Consider the following 19,845-nt stretch of genomic DNA (forward strand, 5'->3'; position numbering starts at 1 on the left):
GGTTTGGCTTGACAGCGGCGTGCCGCCGGGTCCTGATCCGGGCCGAAAAGGAGATCCGCGATGACCCAGTTCGAGCGCGATGTGGAAGAGCGGCTGGTCCGCTATGCCTCGGTCGACACGCAAAGCGACGAAAATTCGGCGACGCAGCCGAGCACGGCGATCCAGCTCGATCTCGCCCGGATGCTGGCAGATGAGCTGACCGCCATCGGTGCGGCCGAGGTGACGGTGACGGACTACGGCGCGGTGCTGGCGACGGTGCCGGCAACGGCCGAAGGGCCGGCGATCGGGCTGCTCGCTCATATGGACACCGCGCCGGCCTACAACGCGACCGGGGTGAAGCCGCGGGTGATCCGCGGCTATGCCGGCGGGCCGATCCGCTTCCCCGACGCCCCCGATCTGGTGCTGAGCCCCGAGATCGCGCCCTATCTGGCCACGAAGATCGGCGATGACATCATCACCGCCTCGGGCCTCACGCTGCTCGGTGCCGACGACAAGGCGGGGGTGAGCGTGGTGATGACGCTCGCCGCGCATCTGCTCGCCCATCCCGAGATCGCGCATCCGAAGCTGCGCCTCGCCTTCACCCCGGACGAGGAGATCGGCCGCGGCGTCGACCCGCGCCTGCCCGCCGATCTGGGCGTCGATTTCGCCTATACGCTCGACGGCGGCGCGCTTGGCGAGGTCGAGCACGAGACCTTCTCGGCCGATGGCGCCAAGGTGAAGATCACCGGCGTCTCGACCCACACCGGCACGGCGCAGGGCAAGATGGTGAACGCGCTGCATCTGGCGGCGAAGCTGATCGAGCTGTTGCCGCAGGCGACCCAGACCCCCGAGGTGACGGCCGGGCGCGATGGCTTCTGGCATGTCTACGCGCTCACCGGCACCGCGGCCGAGGTCGAGCTGAGCATCATCCTGCGCGATTTCGAACTGGCGGGCCTCGCCGCGCGCGGCGAGCTGCTGCGCACCGCCTGCGCCGCCATCGCCGCGACCGAGCCGCGCGCCAAGGTCACCTGCGAGATCCGGCCGCAGTATCGCAACATGCGTTATTGGCTGGAAAAGGACATGACGCCGGTGACGCTCGCCCATGCCGCCTGCCGCGCCGAGGGGATCGAGCCCGTCGCCCGCGCCATCCGCGGCGGCACCGACGGTTCGCGGCTGACCGAGATGGGCGTGCCCTGCCCCAATCTCTTCACCGGCATGCAGGAGATCCACGGGCCGCTCGAATGGATCTCGGTGCAGGACATGGCGGCGGCGGTGCGGGTCTGCCTGCGGCTCGTGTCGCTGGCGGCACAGGCATGAAGGAGACAGACATGACCGATCTTCTGTTCGAGGCCCCGGCCCTGCCGACCCTGCCGGTGGCGGGTCAGTCGGCCCGCTACCCGGTGCGGCGCATCTTTTGCGTCGGTCGCAACTATGCCGAACACGCGAAGGAAATGGGCGCCGAGGTCGACCGCGAGTCGCCCGTCTATTTCACCAAGTCGGCCTTCGCGCTGGCGGCCTCGGGCAGCGCGCTCCCCTATCCGCCGGGAACCGAGGACCTGCATCACGAGGTCGAGCTGACCGTGGCGCTTGACGCGCCGCTCTTCCGCGCGAGCGAGGCCGAGGCGGCGGCGGCGGTCTTCGGATATGCCGTCGGGCTCGACATGACGCGGCGCGATCTGCAGGCGGCGGCGAAGGCAAAGCGCCACCCCTGGGACACCGGCAAGGATTTCGAGGGCTCGGCCATCATCGCCGAGATCACCCCCGCCGCCACCTTCGGTGCCGTGGCGGATCAGCCGATCGCGCTCACCGTGAACGGCACGCCGCGGCAGGGCTCGGGTCTGGGCGAGATGATCTGGTCGGTGCCGGCGCTGCTCGCGCATCTGTCGACGCTCTACCACCTCGGGCCGGGCGATCTGGTGATGACCGGCACGCCGTCCGGCGTGGGGGCGGTCGGGCCGGGCGATGTGCTTGAGGGCACGATCGCCGGGCTGGCCCCGGTGCGGCTGACGATCACCGCAGCGGAGTAAGGTCACGCCACCAGCTGCACCAGCGCGAAGGCGAGGCCCGAGATGAAGACCGCCGCCATCGCGCCAAGCGCCAGCGGCCGCAGCCCACGCGCCTTCAGCCGGCGGATGTCGGTCTCGAGCCCCATCGCCGCCAGCGCCACGGTGAGCAGGAAGGCGGTGCCCCTGGCAATGGCCGCATGCAGCGCGGGCGCGGGCGGCAGCACGGTGTTCAGCAGCACCACCGCGATGAAGCCGAAGACGAACCACGGCAGCGGCGGCCGCGCCGCGCCCTCGGCCCGCTCGCGCCGCAGCGCGCCCAGCGTCAGGATCAGGGGCGCAAGCAGCATCACCCGGCTGAGCTTGGCGATGGTGCCGAAATGCCCTGCCTCCTCGCCGCGGGCAAAGGCCGCCCCCACCACCTGCGCCACCTCGTGGATCGAGGCGCCGGTCCACAGCCCATAGGCGCGCGGGCCAAGGTCGATCGCCGCGGCCAGCATCGGCGCGCCCAGCATGGCGAGCGTGCCGAAGACGGTGACACAGGCGATGGCATAGGCGACATCCTCGTCATCTGCATTCGTCACCGTGTTGACCGCGATCACCGCCGAGGCGCCGCAGATCGAGCTGCCGGCCGCGATCAGCTCGGCCAGCGGCGCGGGCACGCCCAGAAGCCGGCCGAGCAGCTTCGTCACGGTGAAGGTCGCGACCAGCGTCACCGCGATCACCGCCAAGCCGGAAACCCCGACCGAGGCCGCCTGCGTCAGCGTCAGCTGGAACCCCAGCAGCACCACGCCCGCGCGCAGCACGCGCTTGAGCGAGAAGGCGATGCCCGGTTGCAGCACGGCGATGGTGCCCACGGTGTTGCGCCAGACGACACCAAGGATCAGCGCAAGGACAAGCGGGCTGAGCGCCGCGATGCCCAGCACCGCCTGCCCCCCCATCGCGAGCAGCGCAAGGGCAAGGCAGAGCGCAAGGCCGGGGGCGACAAGGCGCAGGGGCAGCGCCGGGCGGGGAAGGACGACAGAGGTCATGGCAGGAACTTTCGCTGGATGCCCCCTCTTCGCCTGACGCATTCAACAATTCCAATTCATAATTCTGGTAGGATCGTTCGTTTTCATTTATGAATTTCACATGACGCCCGAACAGCTCCGCATCTTCCTGGCCGTCGCCGACCGCGCCCATGTCACCCGCGCGGCCGAGGCGCTTGGCCTGACGCAATCGGCGGTCTCGGCAGCGCTGGCGACGCTCGAGCGCGCCCATGACGTGCAGCTTTTCGACCGGATCGGCCGGCGCATCGTGCTGACCGCCGAGGGCGCGGCCTTCGTGCCCGAGGCGCGGGCGGCGCTTGACCGGCTCGAGACGGCGCGGGCGGTGCTCGATGATCTCGGCGCGCGGCCGCAGGGCGTGCTGCGGATCTGGGCCAGCCAGACCGTCGCCAGCTACTGGCTGCCGGCGCTGCTGGTGCGGTTCCGCGTGACGCATCCGCAGGTGCGGCTGCGGCTCGATGTCGGCAACACCGCGCAGGTCGCGGGGGCGGTGCGGGCCGGGGCGGCCGATCTCGGCTTTGTCGAGGGCGCGGTGAGCGAGGGCGCGCTGCGCGCCCGCGCGGTGGCGCGCGACCGGCTGGTTCTGGTGGGGCCTGCGGGGCAGCCACTGCCCACAGGCGCGGCACTGGCGCAGGCCCGCTGGATCCTGCGCGAGGAGGGCTCGGGCACCCGCTCGGTCGCCCTTGCCGCGCTCGATCGGCTGGGCATCGACACGGCGGCGCTTGACGTGGTGCTGGAACTCCCCTCGAACGAGGCGGTGCTGGCCGCGGTGGCGGCGGGCGGCGGGATCTCGGCGCTCTCCGAGCGGGTCGCGGAACATGCCGTGGCCTCGGGCGCGGTCACGCTTGCCCCCCTGCCCGGCGCCGAACGGCCCTTCACCGCGCTCAGCCACCCCGAACGCCACCGCACCCGGGCGATGGCGGCGTTCCTTGAGCTTGCGGGTTAACTGCGCCGCAGCAGGTAGATGTCCATGATCCAGCCATGCGCGGCGCGCGCGGCGGCGCGGGTGGCAAGGATCTCGGGCCCCACCTCGGCCAGCGGGCCCGCGTGCAGCACCTCTTCGGCCATGCCGACGAAGGCCCCCCACCAGATCGTCACCCCCTCGGGCGCAAGCGTGGTGAAGGCGCAGCCGCCGTCGAGCATCACCACCACGGTCTCGGCGCCCTCGGGCCAGCCGTCGTCGCGCAGCCGCCGCCCGGTGGTGATCATGACCGGCGCGCCGATCTCGTTGAGCGGGATCGCATGGGCGGCGCAGAGCGCCTGCACCGCGGTGATCCCGGGAATGACACGGGTCGTCACCGGCATCACCCGGGCCAGCCGCGCCGCGATGCGCAGCGTCGAATCGTAAAGCGACGGGTCGCCCCAGACCAGGAGCGCCACCCGCCCCCCGGTGCCGATCTGCGCGCGGATCTCGCGCTCCCAGGCGGCGGCGATGGCGTCGTGCCAGTCGTCCACGCCTTGCCGGTAGGAGGGATTTTCCGCCTCGCGCACCGGCAAGGCAAAGTCGACGACGCGCGGGCCGGGTGTGCGCAGATGGGTTTCGCACAGCGTGCGGCGCAGCCCGGCCAGGTCCGACTTCTCGGCGCCCTTGAGCGGGATCAGCACCAGATCGGCCGCGTTCATCGCGTCGATCGCCTGCAGCGTCAGATGCCCGGGGTTGCCGGTGCCGATGCCGATGAGGGTCAGTTCGATCATGCGTGCTGTCCGCGGGCGGCAGGGTGCCCCGCCGCCCGCAGCTCCTCAGGCGTAAAGCCGCGGGGTGACGAGCGACGAGCCGCGCAGCGCGTGGATGCGCTTCGCAACCGCCAACACGCCGAGATCGACGAGCGGTTCGACGAGGATCACCGTCATGTAGGCCACGCCGAAAGTCGCAACCTCAGACACCGCACCGAAGCCCTGGCCGTAGAAGGCCCAGAAGCCGACCCAGGCGACGATGCCGCCCTGATAGGCGGTCGAGAGCGCGAGGGCCTGGGTATAGCGCAGCTCGACATAGGGCGTGCCGGGCGCGATCAGCCGCTTTGCCAGCATCTGCAGGCCGAAGAGCGGCACCAGCAGCGTGGTCATGTTCATCCCGTATTGCGGCAGGTCGAAGGGCGCGAAGAACAGCCCCTGGATCAGCAGGCCAAGTGCCAGCCCGATCGCCGCCGGCGCCGCGCCGAGGATCAGGAACAGCGTCGAGCCGAGGATCAGGTGCACCTCGGACACGCCCACGGGCAGGTGCGGCAACACCTCGAAGAAGGTGAAGACGAGGGCGCTGGCGATCGCCGAGCGGGCGATCAGTGAAACGGCGCCCTGCGCACGGATCGCGTCAAAGGCGGTCTTCAGCGTGTAGACGCCAGCAGTGGCAGCGGTGGCATAGCTCAGCAGCAGCTTGGCGCCGGTGACGATACCGGGTTCGATATGCATGTCGGTCTCCTTGCCGTCACACCCGACGGCGGTTGAGGTTGCCTGCTGGCCGGTCTCCTGGCTCGCGGGTCGCAGCACCTCTTCGCCTTCCCGGGGGATCCCCAGTGGCAATGTGAAGGGCGCTCGCCGCATACAGTCGCGGGGGCGGCCGGGGCTTCGGGCGCCGCAACTGGGTCCGCCCTTCCCCGTTCCCGATGAAGCCCGGCGCTTTGCGCGTGATGGGCACCATGCAGAGGTTCAGATAAACGCCAACGGCGGGCCGAGGTCAAGCGCCGCCGGTCTCTCCGGGCGGCAGACCGAAGGGGGCGAGCGGGCCATAGAAGATCAGCGCCGGATGGTCGGTGCGCGCGCCCGCCAGCACCTCGGCCAGCTCCGCCACAGTCGAGCGCAGGAAGCTTTGCCCCGCCTGCCCCACCGCCTCGGCCAGCATCGCGGGGGTATCGGCCGGCAGCCCGTGCGCGATCAGCCCGCGGGCGAGGTCCGGGAAGGTGCGCTTGCCCATGAAGACCACGGTGGTCACCCCGGGATCGGCGAGCGCCGCCCAGTTCAGCGTCTCGGGCAGGCCGCCGGTGATGTCGGCGCCGGTGACGAATTGCAGCCGCCGCGCGGTCAGCCGGCGGGTGAGCGGAATGCCCGCATGCGCCGCCGCGGCACAGGCCGAGGGCACGCCCGGGATGATCTCGTAGCGGATGCCGGCGGCCAGCAGCGCGCCGATCTCTTCCTCAAGCCGCCCGAAGATGCCCGAATCGCCCGACTTCAGCCGCACCACCCGCTTGCCGGCCTGCGCGTGCTCGATCAGCAGCGCGTTGACGTGTTCCTGCTTCGCCGAGGGGCGGCCGGCGCGCTTGCCGACCGCGATCCGCTCCGCCCCCGCGCCCGCATGATCCAGCACCGGCCCCGAGGCGAGATCATCGAACAGCACGACATCGGCGCGCTTGAGCCGGTCGACCGCCTTGAGGGTGATCAGCTCGGGATCGCCCGGGCCGGAGGAAACGAAGGAGACGAAGCCGGTCATGCGCTGGCCTTTGCGATCAGGTGGAAGAAGGTGCCGGTGACGCGCCCGCCGCCCGGGGTGAGGCGCAGCGAGCCGGTCTCGGCCACCGGCACGCCGGTGGCGTCGGTGACGGCGGCAAGCGGTGCGTCGGGCTGCGCGAGGATCGTGGCATAATGGAACTCGTGCCCGCGCAGGCGGGTGCCGGGCGGGGCGACGGGCGTGGGCGCCGCAAGCGTGGCGAGTCGATATCCGAGATGCATCCGGCGTGTCGCGAAAGAGGTTTCGAGCCCGAGGAGCCCGGTCATAGGATAGCGCACCCCGTCGGCCGCGACGAGCCCCGCGCCAAGCACCATGTAGCCGCCGCATTCGCCATGCACCGGGCGGGTTTCGGCAAAGGCGCGCAGCCCGGCGCGGAAGGTCTGGGCGGCCGCGAGCCGCGGCGCGTGCAGCTCGGGATAACCGCCGGGCAGCCAGCAGGCATCGGCGCCCGGATCGGGGGCCTCGTCGGCGAGCGGCGAAAACGGCACGATCGTCGCCCCCGCCGCGCGCCACTCGGCCAGCAGATGCGGATAGACGAAGGAAAAGGCCGCGTCGCGGGCCAGCGCGATGCGCCCGCCCGGCGGAGCAAGGTGCGGCGCGGGCGCGGCATCCATCGGCACGGACGTGGCCACCGCCTGCATCCGGCCAAGATCGCAGCAGCGCGCGATCACCGTGCCCGCCTCGGCCAGCAGCGCATCGAGTTCCGAGGTCTCCTCGGCCTGCACGAGGCCCAGATGCCGCTCGGGCAGGCGGATGCCCGCGGCGCGCGGCAAGACCCCCAGCACCTCGATCGCCACCGCCTCAAGCCCGCGCCGGATCAGCGCCTCGTGCCGCGCCGAGGCGACGTTGTTCAGCACCACGCCGGCAAGCCGCACATCGGAGCGGTAGCGCGCAAAGCCAAGCGCCATCGCCGCGACCGATTGCGCCGCGCCCGAGGCATCGAGCACCAGCACCACCGGCCAGCCGGTCAGCGCCGCGATATCGGCCGAGGCGCCGATCCCCGCCTCTCCGGGCACCGCGACCCCGTCGAACAGGCCCATCGAGCCTTCGGCGATCACCAGCCCCGCGTCATCGGGCGCGGTCAGCGCGGCGATCTGCCCCGCCGTCATCGCCCAGCTGTCGAGATTGACCGAGGCGCGCCCGGCGGCGGCGGCGTGAAAGGCCGGGTCGATGTAATCGGGCCCGCACTTGAACGGCCGCACCGCGACGCCGCGCGCCCGCAGCGCGGCAATGAGGCCAAGCGTCAGCGTGGTCTTGCCGGTGCCCGAAGCGGGCGCGGCGATCAGCAGCCCCGCCGTCATCCGCCCCGTCATGCGCCCGTGTCCGGGAACCGCGGCGCCGCGCCGCGCGGACGGAATCGGCGGTCGTAATCGCCGGCGTAAAGACGGCTTTCGCCGAAGTCCTCGGCGCCGAGCGAACGGCCGACGAGGATCAGCGCGGTGCGCTCACCCTCGCCCACCGCCGGGTCGAGCGTGCCGAGCGTGGCGCGCAGCACCCTCTCGTCGGGCCAGCTCGCGCGCCAGACCACCGCCACCGGACAGTCGGCGCCATAATGCGGCGTCAGCTCGGCAATCACGCGCGGCAGCACATGCACCGACAGGTGAATCGCCAGCACTGCCCCGGTCGCGGCAAAATTCGCCAGCGTCTCGCCCTCGGGCATTGCCGAGGCGCGCCCCGAGGTGCGGGTCAGCACCACCGATTGCGCGACGCCGGGCAGGGTCAGCTCGGCCCCCAGCGTCGCGGCGGCGGCGGCGAAGGCCGGCACGCCCGGGGTGACGTCATAGGGAATGCCGAGCGCGCGCAGCCGGCGCAGCTGCTCGCCCATCGCCGACCAGACCGACAGATCGCCCGAATGCAGCCGCGCCACGTCCTGCCCGGCGGCATGGGCCGCGGCGATCTCGTCGATGATCGCGTCAAGGCCGAGCGGCGCGGTGTTCACCATCCGCGCGCCGGGCGGGCAATGGGCGAGCAGCGCCTCGGGCACCAGGCTGCCGGCATACAGGCAGACCGGCGCGGCGGCGATCAGGTCGCGGCCGCGCAGGGTGATCAGATCGGCGGCCCCGGGGCCCGCGCCGATGAAATGGACGGTCATTCGGTCTCTCCTTCGGACAGGGCAAGGGCGACGGTCACGCCGCCCGGACAGATGCGGCGCGGCACCGCAAGGCGGGCGCCGGGGCCCGCGGCGACCAGCGCCGCCGCCTCGGCCACCGATCCGGTGCCATGGGCCGCCAGAATGCGCGGCGCGCGGGTGGGGGTGGGCACGCCCGCGACCGCGACCGCGCGCACCGGCAGGCCAAGCGGCGCCACCGCCGCGCGCAGCGCCGCGGCCTTCTCCGGCAGCGTCGCCAGCGCATCGAGCCGGCCCAGGGGGGCCAGCGCCGCCACGATCTCGGCCGCCGTCGCGGCCGCGCGGAACCCCACGCCCGCGACTCTCATCGGGTCACGCTCCACTGCACCACCGGCCGCGCCGGCTGCCAGCCGCGCCCCCGGCCAAGCGGCGCCACCTGCGCGATCTCGATCCGCAGCAGCGTGCCGCCGTGGCGGGCATGAAGCGCGATCAGCAGCGCCTCGGTTTCAAGCGTGACGGCATTGGCGACGATCCGGGTGCCGGGGGCAAGCGCCCCCCACAGCGCCGCGAACAGCGCCTCGGAGCCGCCACCACCGACGAAGACGGCATCGGGTGCAGGCAGACCGGCAAGCGCCGCGGGCGCCTGGCCTGCCACCGCCTGCATCCGTCCGCCAAGGCCGAACTCCGCGATATTCGCGCGGATGTTGTCGAGCCGGTCGGCGCGCGGCTCGACCGTGCAGGCGCGGCCACCGGCCAGGCACCACTCGACCGAGACCGAGCCCGAACCGCCGCCGATGTCCCACAAGAGCGCACCGGGTCGGGGGGCAAGGGCTGCAAGGGTCAGCGCCCGCACCGGCGACTTGGTGATCTGCCCGTCATGGGCAAAGGCCGCCTCGGGCAGGCCGGGGCTGCGCGGCAGGCCAGCCCCCGCGGGCAGGGCGGCACCGTCGAGCGCGACAGCAACGGGGGCCGCGATCGCGTCCAGATCGAAAGCATCGGCGCGGGTGCGGCGCAGCCGCTCGGCCGGGCCGCCCAGTCGTTCGAGCACGGTGATCTCGACCGCGCCGAAGCCGCCATCGGCCAGCCAGTGCGCAAGGTCGGCCACCGCCGCGCCGTCGCGCAGCGTGGCGATGACCCGCGCGCCGCGGCACAGCACCGGGCGCAGCCGCGCGAAAGGGGCGGCGTGCAACGCAAGGCAGGTCGTGTCCTCCAGCCGCCAGCCCATCCGGGCCGCCGCCAGCGAGCACACCCCCGCCACCGGGATCGCCCGCCACTCGCCGGGGCCGAACGCCGCCGCCAGCACCGCCCCCGCCCCCGCCCAGAACGGATCGCCCGAGGCCAGAACCACCGTGCGCCGGCCGCGCAGGGCCAGCACCGGCGCGATGTCGAAGGGCACCGGCCAGGCCCGCCCGCGCGCCCCGGCGCCGACCAGTTCGAGGTGCCGCGGCCCGCCGAAGATCACCTCGGCCGCGGCAAGCGCGGCACGGCTTGCATCCGGCAGCCCGGCAAGGCCATCTTCGCCAAGACCGACGATCAGCAGCCAGGGCTCAGCCATGACGCGCATCCTTCTTCTGGGCGGCACCACCGAGGCGAGCCGCATGGCCGCGGCGCTGGCCGCATCTGGCCTGCCCGCGCTCTTCTCCTATGCCGGGCGCACCGGGGCACCGGCGCCGCAGCCGCTGCCCACCCGGATCGGCGGCTTTGGCGGGGTGGCAGGGCTGGTGACCTTCCTGCGCGCCGAAAACATCGGCGCGGTGATCGACGCCACCCACCCTTTCGCCGCGCAGATGAGCCGCAACGCGGTTGCCGCCTGCGCCGAGACCGGCGTGCCGCTCGTCGCCCTCGAACGCGCGCCGTGGCGGGCGGGGCCGGGCGACCGCTGGACCGCCGTGCCCGACATCGCGGCCGCCGTCGCGGCGCTTCCCGAGGCGGGCGCGCGGGTGTTTCTGGCAATCGGCAAGCAGACGCTCGCCCCCTTCGCCGGAAAGCCCGGCAATCACTATCTGCTGCGCCTTGTCGACCCGCCCGAGGGGCCGCTGCCGCTGACCGATGCCGCGGCGGTGATCGCCCGCGGTCCGTTCAGCGCCGAAGGCGACAGTGCGTTGCTGCGCGCCCATGACATCACCCATGTCGTCGCGAAGAACGCCGGAGGCGCGGGGGCCGAGGCAAAGCTGATCGCGGCGCGCGCGCTTGGCCTTGGCGTCATCCTGATCGACCGCCCCGCCCTGCCGCCGCGCGAGGTCTGCGCCGAGGTCGCCGGGGTGAGTGAGTGGCTCGCCGCTCACGGCTTCACCCCGCGCGGCGTATAGACCCAGCGACCGACCCGCCGCGTCCCGGAATTGCCGACCAGCACCACGGTGCGCATGTCGGCCATCTCGGGCCGCGCCTCGGCCAGCGTCACGGTGTTGAGCGCCTCGTCGGGCGTGCTGACGGCGCGGGCGAAAGTGATGAGCCGGCCGGGCTCGCAGCCCGCGCGCAGGATCTCGAGCACACGGGCAAAGCCCTCGGGCCGCGCCTTCGAGCGGGGGTTGTAGAAGGCCATGGCGAAATCGCCGGCGATCGCGGCGCGCAACCGGCGCTCGATCACCGCGAAGGGCTTGAGGTTGTCGCTCAGGTTGATCGCGCAGAAGTCGTGGCCAAGCGGTGCCCCCGCCCGCGCGGCGGCGGCGAGCATCGCGGTGATGCCCGGCAGGATGCGGATGTCGGCGCCCGCATGCTCCGGCGCGGCCTCGAGCGCCTCGAAGAGCGCCGAGGCCATGGCGAAGACCCCGGGATCGCCCGAGGAGACGATCACCACCCGCCGCCCCTCGGCCGCGAGGGTCAGCGCAAGGGCCGCGCGGTCGAGCTCGACCCGGTTGTCGGAGGGGTGGAGTGTCAGCCCCGCCCGCGGCGCAACCCGCGCGACATAGGGGATGTAGCCCACGACATCGCTCGCCTCGGCCAGCGCCGCGCTGACCTCGGGCGTCACCAGCGCCTCGGCCCCCGGCCCGAGCCCCGCAACCGCGATCCAGCCGCTCATGCCGCCTCCTCCGCCGCGGGCCGCCGGCCCTGACCATGCACCAGCACGATCGCGAAATAGGGGCAGTCGGCATCGTCGACCTCGCTCAGCCGGGCGATGCGCTCGCCCGGCATGGTGCCGCGTTCGACAAGCCAGGCCGCCTCGAGCCGCCCGGCCTGCGCCAGCGCACGCTTCACCCGCGGCAGGTTGCGCCCGGTCTTCATGATGACCAGCGCATCGGCACGCGCCATGTGCTCCGCGAGCTCGTCCTCGGGCAGGGTGCCCATCAGCACGGTCAGCACGTCGTCGCCCCAGGTGAAGGGCTCGCCCGTGGCGTTCCAGCAGCCGGTCATGCCGGTGATGCCCGGGATCACCTCGATCTCGACCTTGCCGCGCAGCCGCACGTAAAGGTGCATGAAGGAGCCGTAGAAGAACGGGTCGCCCTCGCAGGGGATGACGACATCGCCCGCCTGCGCCAGCGTCACCAGCCGCGCCGCCCAACCGTCGTAGAAGGCCGCCAGAAGCGCGTTATAGGCCGGGCTGTCGAAGGGGATCTCGGTCGTCACCGGATATTCCATCGGATGCTCGGCGACGCCCGCGGGCAGCAGCCCCTCGACGATGCGCCGCGCCTGCCCCTGCCGCCCCTTCTTGCGGAAATAGGCGATCTGGCGGGCACTGCGCAGCGCGCGGTCTGCCCGCACCGAGATCAGGTCGGGGTCGCCGGGGCCGAGCCCCGCACAGATGATGCGTCCCATGCTCATTCCTTCCGGCTGGCGAGGGCATTCACCGCGGCGACGGTGATCGCGGAACCGCCAAGCCGCCCCTCGACGATCAGGCAGGGCACCGGCGCGGCGGCGAACAGCGCCGCCTTCGATTCCGCCGCGCCGACGAAGCCCACCGGACAGCCGATGATCGCCGCCGGCCGCGGGCAGGCCGGGTCCTCGAGCATGTTCAGCAGGTGAAAGAGGGCCGTCGGCGCATTGCCGATCGCCACCACCGCGCCGCCCAGATGCGGCCGCCACAGTTCCAGCGCCGCAGCCGAGCGGGTGTTGCCCATCTCGCGCGCCAGATCCGGCACCGCGGGGTCATGCAGCGCGCAGAGCACCTCGTTCGCGGCGGGAAGACGGGCGCGGGTGATGCCCTCGCTCACCATCCGCGCGTCGCACAGAATGGGTGCCCCGGCCTCGAGCGCCGCGCGCGCCGCCGTCGCCATGCCGGGGCTGAAGCGCACTGCGCGCTCGAGCCCGACCATCCCCGCGGCGTGGATCATCCGCACCACCACGGGCTCCTCGTCGGGGGTGAAGCGGGCGAGGTCGGCCTCGGCGCGGATCATCGCGAAGGATTGCGCATAGATCTTCGCGCCGTCCTTTTCATAGTCGTAAGGCATCAGGAAAACTCCGGCAGGGAGGGAATGTCGGCCGCACCGAGCGCGCGGCGGCAAGGGGTGTCCGCGGCGCGGCCACGGGCGATCAGGTCAAAGCCTGCGGGCGTCGCGGTCAGCGTCAGCGTGGCCGGCGCCGGATGGGCACAACCCTTGGCGCAGCCCGAGACATGCAGCACCGCCTCGGGCGGCAGCTGCGGTGCCAGCGTGCGGGCCAAAGGCCGGGTCTCGGCCAGCGCCTGCGGACAGCCCGGCGCGCCGGTGCAGGCATAAACGCGCAAGAGCGGCGCGGCCGGATCGGTGATCAGGCCCGGCAAGTCGGGCAGGTACGAAAGCCCCTCGATCAGCAGCATCCGCCAGGGCGTCAGGCGCAGCGCACCAAGGCCCGCCAACTCCGCCAGAAGCTCGGCCCGCATCTGCCCGAAGGGAAAGGCCACGAGCGCGCCCGTGGGGCACAGGCCCGGCCCGGGCGGAGCACAGGCGGATGCCGGGGCCAGCCGCGGAGCAAGGGCGCCCTCGGGCCGCGCGCCGCGCGCGATCAGCGCCGCCATCCGGCCGCGGCCGTCCGTCACGCCGCCCGCCGCCACGAACCACTGCGCCAGCGCGATCGCCGCCGCGGGGGCTTCGGCTGCGGTCACCGGCGCGCCCTCGGCCAGCCCCTCGGCGCGCAGGATCAGCCCGCCCGCCGCCGCTCGCTCCAGCCGAATGTCAGCCGGCGTCTCCCGCAGCACCGGCGCAGCGCCGGTATCGACGGCAAAGCCGAACTTGCCCGGCAGCGCCGGCGCGGTGGCAAGCACCCCGGCCAGCGCGGCCGCAAGCGCGTCGGTCGCGGCATCGGCAAAGGGGGTGACCAGGATGTTGCGCCGGGTCTCGGCGGCAATGTCGGCGTCGATGAGCCCCGCCCCGCGCAACGCGGCGATCAGCGGCGCGTGGCTCTCCCTCGTCACCCCGCGCAGCTGCACGTTCGCCCGGCCCGAGAGGTCGATGACCCCGCTGCCGAAGCGCAGCGCCGCCTCGGCCACAGCGGCCGCGGCACGGGTGTTCAACCGACCACCCGGCGGGCGCAGCCGCACCACCAGCCCGTCGCCCGAGGCCATCGGACGCAGCGCGCCCGGGCACCAGCCCTGCACCGTGAAACTCATCGCAGATCCTCCAATGCCGCGGCGATCGCATTGCGCCGGCTGTGCCACAGCCCTGCCTCGGCCAGCCGCCGGAACAGGTCGCACAGCGCTGCAAGCGCCTCGGGGTTTTCCGCCGCCATGAAATCGGTCACCTCGGGCCGGCCCAGCGTCGCCTCGAAGTAGAGGTCGAAGAGATGCGCCGGCACCGCGTCTGCAAGCTGCGCGAAGGCGGCCAGGTGATCGGCCGTCGCCGCGATCTCCGCCGCGCCGCGAAAGCCGTGGCGCATCATCCCCGCCGCCCAGTCCGGGTTCGCGGCACGCGCACGCACGATGCGGGCGATCTCCTCGGTCAGGCTGCGGGCGCGGGGGCGAGCCGGGTCGGTGGTGTCGAGGTGGTAAAGCGCCGGCGCCGGCGCCCCGAGCCGCGCCATCGCGGCGGCAAAGCCCGCCTCATGGCCGGCGTAATCGACGGCAAGCAGCAGGTCGCTTTCGGGCAGGTCCTGCGCATGCACGAAGGCATCGGCGCCCGCGAGCCGGGTTTCGAGCGCCGCGCGCGCGGGCCGCACCGCGCCATCCGCGCCGATCGCATGGGCCGAGGCCGCAAGCCAGGCCTCGCCCGCCGCCGCCCGCGCCTCGGGGGTCAGCGCCGCGGTCACATCGCCCATGCCGAGCCCGTATTGCCCCGGCCGCGGCCCGAAGACGCGCGGGATACGGGCGGTATAGGGGTTGTCCTCGGGCGCTTCCTCGCGCCCCGCAAGCGCCGCGGCGCCGGTCTCGAAAAGCTGCGCAAGGGCCGGGAAGATGTCGCGGAAAAGGCCCGAGACCCGCAAGGTCACGTCGATCCGCGGCCGGCCCAGAAGCGCCGCCGCGATCACCTCGACCCCGGTCACCCGGCCCGATTGCGCGTCCCAGACCGGCGTCAGCCCGGCCAGCTGCAGCGCCATGGCGAAATCCTCGCCCGCGGTGCGCATCGTGGCCGAACCCCAGAGGTCGACGACCAGACCCCGCGGCCAGTCGCCGTGGTCCTGCAGGTGGCGGCGCAACAGCTCCTCGGCGTGCGTCACCCCCTGCGCATGGGCGGCGGGCGTCGGCACCGCACGCGGATCGACGGAAAACAGGTTCCGCCCGGTCGGCAGCACATCCGAACGCCCCCGCGCCGGACTGCCCGAGGGGCCAGGCGCCACCCGCCGGCCGGCAAGCGCGGCGATCAGCCCCGCGCGCTCGGCCGCGCCACAGGCGCCCCGGCCGAAGACATGAAGCCCGTCGCCGAAGCGGCTTTCCTTCAGGTCGCAGACGAAACGGTCGATGCGGGTGATCGCCTCGGCGGGGCTGGCGCCCACGGGGAGGGCGAGGTCCTCGGCGACCCCGCTTGCCGCCGCTTCGTCGCGGATCGCGCCGATCAGCCGGTCGCGCCGCGCCGGGTCGAGCCCGTCGGCGGTCGAATATTCGTCGAGCAGCGCCTCGAGCCCGGCCAGCCGCTCGGGCAGCGCGGCCTCGGTCAGCGGCGGCGGCAGATGGCCAAGCGTGACCGCGCCCAGCCGGCGCTTGGCCTGCGCCGCCTCGCCCGGGTCGTTGACGATGAAGGGGTAAATGACCGGCAGCGGGCCCAGCAGCGCCTCGGGCCAGCAGGCCTCGGACAGCGCCACCGCCTTGCCCGGCAGCCATTCGAGCGTGCCATGCGCCCCCATGTGCACGAGCGCGTGCAGCCCCTGCGCCCGCAGCCACAGGTAGAAGGCGACATAGCCGTGCCGCGGCACCCGGGCGAGGTCGTGATAGTCGGTCTCGCGCGCCGCAACCTCGCCGCGCTCGGGCTGCAGGGCCAGCAGGATCTTGCCCCGGCGCAGCGCGGCGAAATGGAAGGCGCCGTCGTGGCAGGCGGGGTCCTCCGCCGGCGTGCCCCAGGCGGCGGCCAGATCGTCGCGCAGGGCCGCAGGCAGGGCCACAAGCGCCGCCTGATATTCCGCGAGCGGCCAGCTCAGCCGTTCGGTTGCCAGCGCCTCGCTCCCCGTCCCCGGCGCGACGTCATAGCCCTCGGCCGCGAGATCATCGAGCAGCGCCCCGGTCGAGGCAAGCGCATCGAGGCCCACCGCATGGGCCATCTGCCAGCTGCGCCCCGGATAGGTCGACAGCACCACGGTCACCGCCCGCGCCGGGGCCGGGGTCATGGCCAGCCGGTGCCAGGCCGCAACCCGCGCCACCAGCGCGGCGATCCGGTCGGGCTCGGGCGCGTGGATCAGCCGGGCGTGTTCCAGCACCGCATCGCGCGCGGCCGGCGCCTTGAACGAGACGACGCCGGCAAAGATCCGTCCATCGACCTCGGGCAACACCACATGCATCGCCAGATCGGCGGGCGACAGGCCGCGCTCGGCCGCGGCCCAGTCGGCGCGGGCGGCGGTCGACAGCGCACCCTGGAAGACCGGCACATCAAGCCCGTCGAAGGGCGTGCGCCCCGCCGCGCCCTGCGCCGAAAAGGCGGTGAGGTTGACCACCGCGACCGGCGGCGCCGCGGCCAGATGCGGGGCGAGCCAGTCGGCAAAGCCCGGCGCCTTGAGCGAGGGCGCAAAGCAGGCCGTGGCCTGAAACCCCGCCGCGCGGAGGGCCTCGATCAGCACCGCGACCGGCGCCATGTCGGCCGCCGCCAACCAGGCACGGTAACAGGGCACAAGCACCCACGGCCCCTCGCCCACAGGCGCGGGAGTCACCCCCGCCTCGGGCGTCCAGAAGCCGAAGTCGGGGAGCGCCGCCGGCGCATCCGGCGCGGGCGCGGGCAGGCCCGCGGCGCGGGCCAGGTGGCACAGCGCGGCGCGCGCGGCCTCGGTGCCTCCCGCATCGCACAGCGCGGCAAGGGTGGCGAGCGTCTCCGCGGGCAGGGTCGAAGCCTCGGCCAGCCGCGGATCGGGCCGGCCATCGGCCGGAAGAACGGCCAGCGCCATGCCCCGCCGCCGCGCCAAATCCTGCACCGAGGCAAGGCCATAGGGCCAATAGCCCTCGCCGCCGATCAGCCGGATCAGCACCGCCTTCGCCCCCCCCAGCGTGCGCTCGAGATAGGTATCGACCGAGACCGGGTGGCGCAGCGCCGCCAAGGGGGCAAGCCGCAAGGGCGGCAACGCCCCCGCCGCCGCATGCCAGCCCTCCGCGAAAGCGCCGAGATCGGAATCCGAGAAGGACAGCACCACCAGATCCGCGGGCGATTGCCCGAGATCGGTCGGCACCTCGGTCTCCTCGAGCCCGTGGCTTTCGCGGAAGACGACATGCATCAGGCGGCGGCCTCGCTCAGCGCGGCGCGGATCGCCCCGGCGTCGACATCGGCGCGTTCGGCGATCACCACGAGGGCCGAGCGGCGCGGCTCGGCGCCCCAGGGCCGGTCGAACTGTCGCCGCACCCGCGCGCCGACCGCCTGCACCAGAAGCCGCATCGGCTTGCCGGTGACCGCGACATGGCCCTTCACCCGCAGGATGTTGCGCTCGGCCGCCAGCCGCTCGATCGCGGCGACGAGGCGCTCGGGATCGGCGACCTCGGGCAACTCGATCACCACCGTGTCGAAATCGTCATGCTCGTGATCGCCATGATCGTCGTGATGCGAGGGGCGCGCGGCAAGGTCGTCCTCGGCCGCCGCGGCGAGCCCCAGCACCACGGCCGGGTCGATCGCCCCCTCGACCATCGGCAGGATCGGCAGCGGGCGCGGCGCCTCGGCCTCGATCGCGGCGCGGGCGGCGGCAAGCCCCGCCGCACCGGCAAGATCCGCCTTCGACAGCAGCACGATATCGGCGCAGGCGATCTGGTCCTCGAACACCTCGGAAAGCGGCGTCTCGTGGTCGATGCTGTCATCGGCGGCGCGCTGCGCATCGACCGCGGCCAGATCCGGGGCAAAGCGCCCGGCCGCCACCGCCTCGGCATCGGCGACCGCGATCACCCCGTCGACGGTAATGCGCGAGCGGATCGCCGGCCAGTCGAAGGCCTTCAGCAGCGGCTTCGGCAGGGCAAGACCCGAGGTCTCGATCAGGATGTGGTCGGGGCGGACGGGCTGCGCCAGCAGCGCCTCGATCGTCGGGATGAACGCGTCGGCGACGGTGCAGCAGATGCAGCCGTTCGCCAGTTCGACGATGTTGTCGAGCGGACAGTTCTCGTCGGCACAGGCGCGCAGGATGTCGCCGTCGACGCCCACGGTGCCGAACTCGTTCACCAGGATCGCCAGGCGACGGCCCTGCGGGTTCGCCATCAGATGGCGGATGAGCGTGGTCTTGCCGGCGCCGAGAAAGCCGGTGATCACGGTGACGGGGATCTTGGTCAGGTCGGTCATGGTCACTCCTGCGGGGGGATGCGGGCAAGGCTTTGCTTGCGGAAGATCTCGGGGCGCGCGCGCCAGGGCACGAGCCCGTCGGCGCTGGCGGCATAAAGCGCGGCGCCGGAGAGGATCTCGGCGGCGTTCTCGGGGCTCAGGCGGCCGTAGATATAGCTCCACTTGCCCGGCGCGCTCAGCGCCACGGCACAGCCCTGCGCACAGGCCGAGAGGCATTCGACGCCTCGGATGCGCAGCCCCTCGGGGCAGGTGCCGCCGGCCAGTTCGGCCAGCAAGGCAGCACCGGGGCGCGCCCCCTCGCCGGGATCCTCGCCCGCCCTGCGGCAGGTGGTGCAGACATGAAGTGTCGCGGTCATCGCCCGTCCTTCCAGTTCGCGGAAAGGGGGCTGGCCAAGGGATCGACAGGCACACGGGGGCGACCGGCAATCCACCCGGTCGCGGCACACCCCGTCCGCCCGTAATCGTCAGCGCTGGCAGGTCTCCCGGCTTGCGGATCCAGGGTTTCCCCAACGGGCGCCCACCTTCCCGGCCAAAGGCCAGTGGCTTGGGCGACCTTTCCGGTCACGGTCGCGGGGGCGGCTGCGCTTCGGGCTGACAAGGCCCTATCGCATTCCCTCTTCGCCTGTCGTAGGACAGGAACCAACGCGCGGCCACCAGAGGCCCCGCCGCGCGATTTGTCAAGCCGAAGGAGAGCCGCGATGACGCCCGAGACCGAAGCCGACGCCGCCCGCCACGCCGCGAAGATGGCCAGGAAGAAGGCCGCGCGCGACCGGATGATGGCGACGAAGACCGGCGAGAAGGGGCTGATCATCGTTCATACCGGGCCGGGCAAGGGCAAGAGCTCGTCGGGCTTCGGGATGATCCTGCGCGCCATCGCGCATGAGATGCCCTGCGCCGTGGTGCAGTTCATCAAGGGCAGCTGGGACACCGGCGAGCGGCGCCTGATCACCACCCATTTCGGCGATCTGTGCCGCTTCGTCGCCTCGGGCGAGGGCTTCACCTGGGAAACCCAGGACCGCGCGCGCGACATCGCCGCCGCCCGCGCCGGCTGGGACAAGGCCAAGGCGCTGATCCGCGACCCCGAGATCCGTATGGTTCTGCTCGACGAGATCAACATCGCGCTGCGCTATGGCTATCTCGACCTCGACGAGGTCCTGGCCTTCCTGCGCGACGAGAAGCCCGAGATGACCCATGTCATCCTGACCGGCCGCAACGCCGCCGAGGCGCTGGTCGAGGCGGCCGATCTGGTGACCGAGATGACGCTGGTCAAGCACCCGTTCCGCGCCGGCATCAAGGCCCAGCCGGGCGTCGAGTTCTGAGCCCGGACCGGGGGCCAGCCCCCGGGACCCCCGAGGTATTTTCGGCAAGATGAAAGCAGGGAAGGCTTAAGAATGATGTGCCACGCTGACGGGGCGGTACAGGGAGAGGTCCCGATGACCGCGCAAGGTGAAAGCGCCGCGTCTCCCCCGCTCCGCCGGCCCGAGGCGCGGCGCGGCATTGCTGGAACCGC

General features: G+C 72.7%; 20 protein-coding genes and 2 riboswitches. Of the genes, 5 read left to right on the plus strand and 15 right to left on the minus strand.

All coding sequences use genetic code 11. The features are described from left to right. Positions 1–60: 60 nt before the first annotated feature. Positions 61–1,296, plus strand: a complete 1,236-nt coding sequence (gene pepT, locus EOW65_RS04460; protein ID WP_128147792.1) for a peptidase T — start codon at positions 61–63, stop codon at positions 1,294–1,296. 11 nt (positions 1,297–1,307) lie between these two features. Next, a complete protein-coding gene (locus EOW65_RS04465) occupies positions 1,308–2,006 on the plus strand; it encodes a fumarylacetoacetate hydrolase family protein (protein ID WP_128147793.1) in 699 nt (232 codons plus the stop codon). Between the two features lie 2 nt (positions 2,007–2,008). Here EOW65_RS04465 and EOW65_RS04470 read toward each other — a convergent pair whose 3' ends face one another. After that, positions 2,009–3,013, minus strand: a complete 1,005-nt coding sequence (locus EOW65_RS04470; protein WP_128147794.1) for a YeiH family protein — start codon at positions 3,011–3,013, stop codon at positions 2,009–2,011. A 100-nt stretch (positions 3,014–3,113) separates the two neighbouring features. On the opposite strand from EOW65_RS04470, the gene EOW65_RS04475 reads away from it, so the two are divergent. Next, positions 3,114–3,974 carry a LysR family transcriptional regulator gene (locus tag EOW65_RS04475; RefSeq protein WP_128147795.1) on the plus strand — a complete coding sequence of 287 codons (861 nt, stop codon included), beginning with the start codon at positions 3,114–3,116 and terminating at the stop codon, positions 3,972–3,974. Here the strand turns inward: EOW65_RS04475 and cobF are convergent. The 7 genes from cobF to cbiE all read right to left on the minus strand — a co-directional run bounded on the left by cobF (position 3,971) and on the right by cbiE (position 10,090). Then, positions 3,971–4,723, minus strand: coding sequence for a precorrin-6A synthase (deacetylating) (cobF, locus tag EOW65_RS04480; RefSeq protein ID WP_128147796.1), 753 nt, complete (start codon positions 4,721–4,723; stop codon positions 3,971–3,973). The two genes, EOW65_RS04475 and cobF, sit on opposite strands and share 4 nt — an antisense overlap. A gap of 45 nt (positions 4,724–4,768) precedes the next feature. Further along, positions 4,769–5,434, minus strand: a complete 666-nt coding sequence (locus EOW65_RS04485; protein ID WP_128147797.1) for an energy-coupling factor ABC transporter permease — start codon at positions 5,432–5,434, stop codon at positions 4,769–4,771. Positions 5,435–5,464: 30 nt separating this feature from the next. Next, positions 5,465–5,680: riboswitch (cobalamin riboswitch) on the minus strand. Between the two features lie 19 nt (positions 5,681–5,699). Further along, positions 5,700–6,449, minus strand: coding sequence for a uroporphyrinogen-III C-methyltransferase (gene cobA, locus EOW65_RS04490; protein WP_128147798.1), 750 nt, complete (start codon positions 6,447–6,449; stop codon positions 5,700–5,702). Further along, on the minus strand, positions 6,446–7,780 hold the full coding sequence (locus tag EOW65_RS04495; protein WP_206364015.1) for a cobyrinate a,c-diamide synthase: 1,335 nt from the start codon (positions 7,778–7,780) through the stop codon (positions 6,446–6,448). Before EOW65_RS04495 ends, cobA begins: the two co-directional genes overlap by 4 nt. Next, positions 7,777–8,559: a precorrin-4 C(11)-methyltransferase gene (gene cobM / locus EOW65_RS04500; protein ID WP_128147799.1), complete on the minus strand. Its 783-nt coding sequence runs from the start codon at positions 8,557–8,559 to the stop codon at positions 7,777–7,779. The genes EOW65_RS04495 and cobM overlap by 4 nt, the downstream gene beginning before the upstream one ends. Next, positions 8,556–8,903 carry a cobalamin biosynthesis protein gene (locus EOW65_RS04505; protein ID WP_128147800.1) on the minus strand — a complete coding sequence of 116 codons (348 nt, stop codon included), beginning with the start codon at positions 8,901–8,903 and terminating at the stop codon, positions 8,556–8,558. The genes cobM and EOW65_RS04505 overlap by 4 nt, the downstream gene beginning before the upstream one ends. Next, entirely contained in the window at positions 8,900–10,090 is a 1,191-nt protein-coding gene (gene cbiE / locus EOW65_RS04510) for a precorrin-6y C5,15-methyltransferase (decarboxylating) subunit CbiE (RefSeq protein ID WP_128147801.1), read from the minus strand. The genes EOW65_RS04505 and cbiE overlap by 4 nt, the downstream gene beginning before the upstream one ends. Here cbiE and EOW65_RS04515 point away from each other — a divergent pair. Beyond that, positions 10,089–10,844, plus strand: a complete 756-nt coding sequence (locus EOW65_RS04515; RefSeq protein ID WP_128147802.1) for a cobalt-precorrin-6A reductase — start codon at positions 10,089–10,091, stop codon at positions 10,842–10,844. The two genes, cbiE and EOW65_RS04515, sit on opposite strands and share 2 nt — an antisense overlap. Here EOW65_RS04515 and cobJ read toward each other — a convergent pair. Genes cobJ through EOW65_RS04550 form a run of 7 tightly spaced genes read right to left on the minus strand, consistent with a single transcriptional unit; the run spans position 10,817 to position 18,691 of the window. Then, positions 10,817–11,554 carry a precorrin-3B C(17)-methyltransferase gene (gene cobJ, locus EOW65_RS04520; RefSeq protein ID WP_128147803.1) on the minus strand — a complete coding sequence of 246 codons (738 nt, stop codon included), beginning with the start codon at positions 11,552–11,554 and terminating at the stop codon, positions 10,817–10,819. The genes EOW65_RS04515 and cobJ overlap by 28 nt on opposite strands. Continuing rightward, entirely contained in the window at positions 11,551–12,288 is a 738-nt protein-coding gene (locus EOW65_RS04525; protein ID WP_128147804.1) for a precorrin-2 C(20)-methyltransferase, read from the minus strand. The genes cobJ and EOW65_RS04525 overlap by 4 nt, the downstream gene beginning before the upstream one ends. Before the next feature lie 2 nt (positions 12,289–12,290). Then, positions 12,291–12,920, minus strand: a complete 630-nt coding sequence (locus tag EOW65_RS04530) for a precorrin-8X methylmutase (protein ID WP_128147805.1) — start codon at positions 12,918–12,920, stop codon at positions 12,291–12,293. Beyond that, positions 12,920–14,056, minus strand: a complete 1,137-nt coding sequence (cobG, locus tag EOW65_RS04535) for a precorrin-3B synthase (protein WP_128147806.1) — start codon at positions 14,054–14,056, stop codon at positions 12,920–12,922. The genes EOW65_RS04530 and cobG overlap by 1 nt, the downstream gene beginning before the upstream one ends. Continuing rightward, positions 14,053–17,292, minus strand: coding sequence for a cobaltochelatase subunit CobN (gene cobN / locus EOW65_RS04540; RefSeq protein WP_128147807.1), 3,240 nt, complete (start codon positions 17,290–17,292; stop codon positions 14,053–14,055). Before cobN ends, cobG begins: the two co-directional genes overlap by 4 nt. After that, positions 17,292–18,335: a cobalamin biosynthesis protein CobW gene (cobW, locus tag EOW65_RS04545; RefSeq protein ID WP_128147808.1), complete on the minus strand. Its 1,044-nt coding sequence runs from the start codon at positions 18,333–18,335 to the stop codon at positions 17,292–17,294. The genes cobN and cobW overlap by 1 nt, the downstream gene beginning before the upstream one ends. Positions 18,336–18,337: 2 nt before the next feature. Then, on the minus strand, positions 18,338–18,691 hold the full coding sequence (locus EOW65_RS04550) for a DUF1636 family protein (RefSeq protein ID WP_128147809.1): 354 nt from the start codon (positions 18,689–18,691) through the stop codon (positions 18,338–18,340). Positions 18,692–18,790: 99 nt separating this feature from the next. Then, positions 18,791–18,994, minus strand: a riboswitch (cobalamin riboswitch). A gap of 39 nt (positions 18,995–19,033) precedes the next feature. On the opposite strand from EOW65_RS04550, the gene cobO reads away from it, so the two are divergent. Then, entirely contained in the window at positions 19,034–19,654 is a 621-nt protein-coding gene (gene cobO, locus EOW65_RS04555; RefSeq protein WP_128147810.1) for a cob(I)yrinic acid a,c-diamide adenosyltransferase, read from the plus strand. Positions 19,655–19,845: the final 191 nt, after the last annotated feature.

The organism is Paenirhodobacter ferrireducens, assembly GCF_004022265.1.
GTDB classification, from domain to species: Bacteria; Pseudomonadota; Alphaproteobacteria; order Rhodobacterales; family Rhodobacteraceae; genus Rhodobacter; species Rhodobacter ferrireducens.